Here is a 6,541-nt window from a genome sequence, read left to right on the forward strand (position 1 = left end):
CACAACGTGTGCCCGCCCCTCGCGCGTTACGGGCCGGCCGCGGTCAATACAGCTTCGCGATCGGCGGTATCGACTCGACCACGTTCCCCTTGTCGTCGGCCGCGACGAAGAAGCTGTGGGCGATGTGCGTGGAGACCGAGTCGGCCCCGGTCTGCACGTTCACGCGGTACCGGTTGTCCCAGAGCCGCACGGCGGACACCCGGAACAGGTTCCGCGGCCGCCCCAGGCCGCTCATCACCGCCGCGCAAACGGCGGCCGCGAGCTGCTCGGCCCGCGCCTTCTTCGGGGTCGCTTCCTCGTCTTGAACCGGTGCCGGGTTAGCCATCCCACGTTCCTTTACGCTTGTCAGGATGATGTCAAGGCGGGTTCGGCCCGCCGGGAGGAGCCACGGTGCCCCGCTCGCGCGGCCGGGGGAATTCAACTTAGTCGAGAACGACATACCGGGGAAGGCGTCTTCGCTCCGGACCGTTCGCCGCACCACCCCGCCACACCATTATAGACAGGCACCCGGCCGAGAGGATTCACCCGGTTGCGGCGGCCCCGGTGCCGCGGTGCTTGATTCGCCGCCCCCGCACGGCTACGCTTTGTGGGACAGTTCGCCCGCGTTCGTTTCGCTTTTACGAGGGGCCACGCCATGACCACCGACGCGGACCTGACCAAGGAGTTCTTCCAGGTCCGGCGGCACGGCGACATCGCCGTCATCATCCCGTCGCCGCAGATCGAGCACCTGCCCGAGACGCTGCTCCAGCCCGCCGCGCAGATGGTGCTGGCCCCGCTGAAGGAGAACCCGCCGAACCAGATCATCGTGGACCTCTCGGGCGTGAACTACTTCGGGTCCGCGTTCATCACGTTCCTGCTCCGGTGCCACCTGATGGCCAAGCAGCGGGGCAGCGAGCTGGTGCTGGCCGGGGTGAACAAGCAGATCCGCGAGCTGCTCCGCACGACGGCCCTGGACACCCTCTGGGCGCTCTACGACACGACCGCCGAGGCAATCGACGAACTCGGCGCGACCGATTGAATCACGCCTCAGGACCGCGTCCGGCCGCCCGCGATCCACTCCGCACCGGCCGGCGCGGGCCGGGGCTCGCGCCGGCGTGTAGGAGATGTGGTGGGCGAACCCGTCCTCGCGAACCGGAATGGACGGTCGGGAGCGGCCGCCGGAGGTTGAGGGCCACATGTCCGCCTTGGTCCGGCCTTCTCGGATCTCGCATCCCGGCGAGCACCCCTGATCACACAGGGGCGGTCGACACCACCTCACCCGCGACGCCCACACATCGGGCACGTTTGCAGAGGGACCGGGCGTCAAACCTGTGGTCTTCCACGTCTCGCCCCAGATTTCGGCACGCATAAATCGCTTGGAATTGGCCGGTTCCGGCTCGCGACGCGGCGCAAGGCCGGGCGACCGTGTCACTGTGGCACACCGCGTGCTTTCCCACAGATCACCCAGCGAAGACCGCACGGAGACGTGCCCAGCGGTAACGGCACCCACGCCGGCGGCCCCTTCGTTGACTTTCTCGACCCGGGTGAGCAGCGGCCCGTGCGGCGGCTGCCACCTCCTTCGTTCAGTCGGGTTCCACCGTGTCCGCCCCGGTCGTCTCACTCGCCGTGCTGCCCCCCGCGACGGCGTGCCGCACGCACTGCCCGTACTGCGCGTACCAGTGCGGCATCGTCATGACGCAACCGGGCGGCGGCGACGCGTGGGCCGTCGCCGGCGACCCGCAGTTCCCCGTGAACAACGGGCAACTCTGCATCAAGGGCTGGTCCTGCGGGGAACTGTTGGGGAACCCCGCTCGGCTGACGACGCCGCTGATGCGCACCGCCGCGGGGCACCTCGCGCCGGCGGCGTGGGGCGAGGCGCTCGACTTCGTCGCCGACGGCGTCCGCCGCATCCGCGATTCGCACGGGCCGGCCGCGGTCGGCGTGTTCGGGTCCGGCGCGCTGACCAACGAGAAGGCGTACCTGCTCGGCAAGTTCGCCCGGCTCGCGGTGGGCACGCCGCACATGGACTACAACGGCCGGTACTGCATGTCGAGCGCGGCCGGGGCCGGGAACAAGGCGTTCGGCATCGACCGCGGGCTCCCGTTCCCGGTGAGCGACATCGCCGCTGCCGAGGTGGTCCTGCTCGTCGGCGCGAACTCGGCCGATACGCTCCCGCCCATCATGCAGTGGTTCGACCGCCAGAAGGCCAGCGGCGGCCGGCTCATCGTCGCCGACCCGCGCCGCACCGCGACCGCCCGCGCCGCCGACCTGCACCTCCCGCTCGCCCCCGGCTCCGACCTCGCGCTCGCCAACGGCCTGTTGTTTCTCGCGATCGAGGAGCGGCTGATCGACGAGGCCTACATCGCCAGCCGGACGGTCGGGTTCGACGCGGTCCGCGGCACCGTCCTCGCTTACGACCCGCCGCGGGTCGAGCGGATCACCGGCGTCGGCGAGGCGGCGCTCCGCACGTGCGTGCGGTGGCTCGCCGAGGCCGAGGGGGCCATGATCCTCACGGGCCGCGGCCCGGAGCAGCAGAGCAAGGGCGTCGACACCGTCCTCGCGTTCATCAACCTCGCGCTCGCGCTCGGCAAGGTCGGCCGGCCGGCGAGCGGGTTCGGCACGCTCACCGGCCAGGGGAACGGCCAGGGCGGCCGCGAGCACGGCCAGAAGGCCGACCAGCTCCCCGGCTACCGGCTCATCGAGGTCGACGCGCACCGCGAGCACGTCGCGAAGGTGTGGGGCGTCGATCCCGCCAGTCTCCCGCGGAAGGGCAAGAGCGCCTACGAACTGCTCGACTCGCTCGGGCCGGAGGGCGGCATCCGCGGGCTGCTCGTCATGGGCTCGAACGTCGCCGTGGCGTCGCCGCACGCCGGGAACATCGCCCGCCGACTGAAGTCGCTCGACCTGCTCGCGGTGTGCGACTCGTTCCTCAACGAAACCTCGGCCGGGGCGGACGTCGTGTTCCCGGTCTACCAGTGGGCCGAAGAGGACGGCACGATGACGAACCTGGAGGGGCGGGTGATCCGCCGCCGGGTCGTCGCGGAGCCGCCGCCCGGGGTCCGCGGCGACATCGACGTGCTCCGGGAACTCGCCACGCGGCTCGGGGCCGGCGACAAGTTCGCGTTCCACTCGGCCCCCGAGGTGTTCGACGAGTTCCGTCGGGCGACCGCGGGCGGCACCGCCGACTACAGCGGCATCACCTACGACCGCATCGACCGCGAAGACGGCGTGTTCTGGCCCTGCCCGTCGGAGGACCACCCCGGCACGCCGCGGCTGTTCGCGGACCGGTTCCACCACGCCGACGGGAAGGCGAAGTTCCACGCGGTGGCGCACCGCCCGGCCGGCGAGGAGCCGGACGCCGACTACCCGCTCTACCTCACGACCGGCCGCTACAAGGAGCACTACAACTCGGGCGCGCAGACGCGGCTCGTGGGCACGCTCGTGAAGGCCCAGCCGCGGCCCCGGGCGCAGCTCCACCCGCACCTCGCGGCCCGCCTCGGCGCCGAGCGGGGCAGCGTGCTGGTGCTCGAGACCCGCCGCGGTCGGGCCGAGTTCGCGGCCGACGTGTCCCACGACGTGCGGCAGGACACGATCTTCGTGCCGTTCCACTGGGGCGGCCGCGACGCGGTGAACCTGCTGACCAACCCGGCGCTCGACCCGACGAGCCGGATGCCCGAGTACAAGGTGGCCGCGGTCCGCGTGGCCGCCGTCCGCCCGCCCGAGGAGGCCCCCGCGTGACCAGGCCGGCGCTGGCGATCATCGGCAACGGAATGGCGACGGCCCGGCTCCTCGACGAGCTGGCGGCCCGCGGCGGGCTCACGAAGTTCGCCGTCACCGTGTTCGGCGAGGAGCCGCACGGCGCGTACAACCGCATCCTCCTGAACCGCGTCCTCACGGGCGGGGCGGTGGACGAGATCACCCTGAAGCCGCGGGCGTGGTACGCCGAGCGGGGCGTGCAGTTCGTCCCCGGGGTCGCGGTCACCCGGCTGTCGCACGCCGCGCAGCGGCTGTGGACGTCCGACGGCAGGGAGCACTTCTTCGACACAGCCGTGTTCGCGACCGGCAGCACGGCCCGCGTGCCGGACGTCGAGGGGCTCCGCCGCCCGGACGGGACGATGAAGCGGGGCGCGTTCGCGTACCGCACGGCCGCCGACGTCCAGCAGATGCGGTACCACGCCCGCCCCGGGATGCGGGCCGCGGTGGTCGGCGGCGGTCTCCTCGGGCTGGAGGCGGCCAAGGGGCTCACCGACCTCGGCCTGTCGGTCACGGTGGTCCACCTGTTCGACGTGCTGATGAACCGGCAGGTCGACGCACTCGGCGGGCAGTTCCTCCGCCGGGCCATCGAGCGGCTCGGGATCACCGTGCGGACCTCGGTGAGTACCAAGGCGGTCCTCGGCGACAAGCGGGTCGAGGGGCTGAGCTTCGGCGGCGAGACGCTCCCGGCCGACATGGTCGTGTTCTCCAGCGGCATCAAGCCCCGGGTCGATCTCGCCCGGGAGTCCGACGTGCCGTGCAACGCGGGCATCCTCGTCGACAACCAGCTCCGCACGCAACTGACGCGGCTGTACGCCGTGGGCGAGTGCGCCGAGCACGACCGGACCGTGTACGGCACGGTGCAGCCCATCTACGAGCAGTGCAAGGTGCTGGCCGACGTGCTCACCGGGGCCGACCCGAGCGCCGCGTACCGCGGGTCGAAGGTGTACACGAAGCTCAAGGTCGCCGGGGTCGAGGTCGCGAGCATGGGCCGCATCGACGCGGACCGGACCGGCGACGAGTCCGTGCAGGTGATCGAGGAGGCCCGCGGGGTGTACCGGAAGCTCGTGGTCCGCGACAACCGGCTCGTCGGCGCGGTCCTCGTGGGCGACGCGTCCGCGGCCGCCGGGCTGGTGCAGCTCTTCGACGACGGCTCCCCGCTGCCGCCCAACCGGCTCGACGTGCTCGCGTCCGGCGAGGCGATCCCCGGGGGCGGCGGCAGCGACCCGGAAGTGTGCAACTGCCACCACGTCCGCACCTCGGCGCTCGTCGGCGCGATCCGTTCCGGGTGCGACACCCTCCCGAAACTGTCTGACCAAACGCGGGCCGGCACCGGGTGCGGCTCGTGCCGCGGCCAGCTCGCGAACCTGATCCTCCAGAACGCGCCGTCCACCTGCAGAAAGGAATGACCCCGATGGCCTCCGAATCCGCCCGCCGGTCGCGCGTGTTGTGGCTGTCCACAATCGCGTTCACCCTGATGTTCGCCGTGTGGCTCATGTTCGGCGTCCTCGGCGTCCCGATCCAGAAGGAGCTCGGGCTCTCCGACGTGCAACTCGGCTGGCTCGGGGCCGCCGCGGTCCTCGCCGGGTCGCTCCCGCGGCTCGCGGCCGGCATCGCGACCGACCTGTACGGCGGCCGCCTGGTGATGACGGTCCTGATGCTCGTCGCCGCGGTCCCGACGTACCTAGTGAGCCACGCGACGACGTACACCGAGTTGCTCGCGTGCGCCCTGGTGTTCGGGCTCGCGGGCAACAGCTTCACGGTCGGCATCGCGTGGTGCGCCGCGTGGTTCCCGAAGCAGCAGCAGGGGCTCGCGCTCGGCGTGTTCGGCGCGGGGAACGTCGGCGCGTCGGTCACAAAGCTGATCTTCGGCCTGTTCGGGGCCGTGCTGCTCACCTCGATCCCGGCGGCGGGGCTGCTCGGCGGCGCGCTACCGGGCGGGTGGCGGTTCTACCCGGCGCTGTACTCGGTGCTGCTCGTCGCGATGGCCGCCGCGGTGTGGTTCGGGTCGCCGACGCCGGACCACACCCCCGCGAAGGGCCGGTCGTACCGCTCGATCCTGGCCCCGCTGAAGTACGCGAAGGTGTGGGAGTACAGCCTCCAGTACGTCGTGGTGTTCGGGGCGTACGTCGCACTCTCGCTCGCGCTGCCGAAGTACTACGTCTCGGTCTACGGGGCCGAGCTCCGGGCCGCGTTCGACCTCGGTGACGGCCCGACCGCGGTGCTCCAGGTCGCGAGCCTGCTCACCACGCTGTTCATCTTCCCCGCCAGCCTGCTCCGCCCGCTCGGCGGGTGGATGTCGGACAAGTGGGGCGCGCCGGTCGTCCTCTGGGGCGTGTTCGCGGCGATGCTGGCCTCGGGGCTGGTGCTGTCGGTCCCGCTCGGGCTCGGGGTGTGGGCGTTCACCGCTCTCGTCGTCGTGCTCGGGTGCGGCATGGGGGTCGGCAAGGCGGCCGTGTACAAGCTGATCCCGGACCACTTCCCGCGGGACGTGGGCGCGGTCGGCGGCCTGGTCGGCATGCTCGGCGCGCTCGGCGGGTTCGTGCTGCCCCCGGGGTGGGCGTACCTGAACCAGTGGACCGGCACGCCGCAGACGACGTTCGCGGTGCTGACCGCCCTGACGGTCGCCAGCACGGGGTGGTTCGCGCTGAGCCAGTTCAAGGGCCGCCGCACGCAACTTGCCCCGACCGTGGTCGTGCAGGCCGCGAGTTGACGCGGCGCGACGTGGGGTGGCGGCACAGGTTGGCAAGCGGAAGTGGTCGGAAGTGGTCCGGGTCCGAGCCCGAGCGCCGAGCGAGGGGTGAGCGTG

At 71.9% G+C, this 6,541-nt stretch carries 5 protein-coding genes; 4 read left to right on the top strand and 1 reads right to left on the bottom strand.

Annotated features, from left to right (window positions below):
- Window positions 1–43: 43 nt before the first annotated feature.
- Complete coding sequence (locus ACTIGN_RS15250; protein WP_439625283.1) at window positions 44–325, bottom strand: hypothetical protein; 282 nt, start codon at window positions 323–325, stop codon at window positions 44–46.
- A 309-nt stretch (window positions 326–634) separates the two neighbouring features.
- Between ACTIGN_RS15250 and ACTIGN_RS15255 the strand changes: the two genes are divergently transcribed.
- The 4 genes from ACTIGN_RS15255 (at window position 635) to ACTIGN_RS15270 (ending at window position 6,445) form a co-directional block, all read left to right on the top strand.
- Complete coding sequence (locus ACTIGN_RS15255) at window positions 635–1,018, top strand: STAS domain-containing protein (protein ID WP_439625285.1); 384 nt, start codon at window positions 635–637, stop codon at window positions 1,016–1,018.
- A 560-nt stretch (window positions 1,019–1,578) separates the two neighbouring features.
- The gene (locus ACTIGN_RS15260) at window positions 1,579–3,717 is read left to right on the top strand and encodes a molybdopterin oxidoreductase family protein (RefSeq protein WP_439625287.1); all 2,139 of its coding nucleotides are present in this window, start codon (window positions 1,579–1,581) and stop codon (window positions 3,715–3,717) included.
- The gene (locus tag ACTIGN_RS15265) at window positions 3,714–5,141 is read left to right on the top strand and encodes an FAD-dependent oxidoreductase (protein WP_439625289.1); all 1,428 of its coding nucleotides are present in this window, start codon (window positions 3,714–3,716) and stop codon (window positions 5,139–5,141) included. The genes ACTIGN_RS15260 and ACTIGN_RS15265 overlap by 4 nt, the downstream gene beginning before the upstream one ends.
- Window positions 5,142–5,146: 5 nt before the next feature.
- Window positions 5,147–6,445, top strand: coding sequence for an MFS transporter (locus ACTIGN_RS15270; protein WP_439625291.1), 1,299 nt, complete (start codon window positions 5,147–5,149; stop codon window positions 6,443–6,445).
- The last annotated feature ends 96 nt before the right edge of the window (window positions 6,446–6,541 follow it).

This window comes from Gemmata sp. (assembly GCF_051859125.1).
In the GTDB taxonomy this organism is placed as follows: domain Bacteria; phylum Planctomycetota; class Planctomycetia; order Gemmatales; family Gemmataceae; genus Gemmata.

Excerpts from the sequence above, each read along its gene's own strand:
- ACTIGN_RS15250 (WP_439625283.1), bottom strand. The coding sequence starts at position 325 with ATGGCTAACCCGGCACCGGTTCAAGACGAGGAAGCGACCCCGAAGAAG.
- ACTIGN_RS15255 (WP_439625285.1), top strand. The coding sequence starts at position 635 with ATGACCACCGACGCGGACCTGACCAAGGAGTTCTTCCAGGTCCGGCGG.
- ACTIGN_RS15270 (WP_439625291.1), top strand. The coding sequence starts at position 5,147 with ATGGCCTCCGAATCCGCCCGCCGGTCGCGCGTGTTGTGGCTGTCCACA.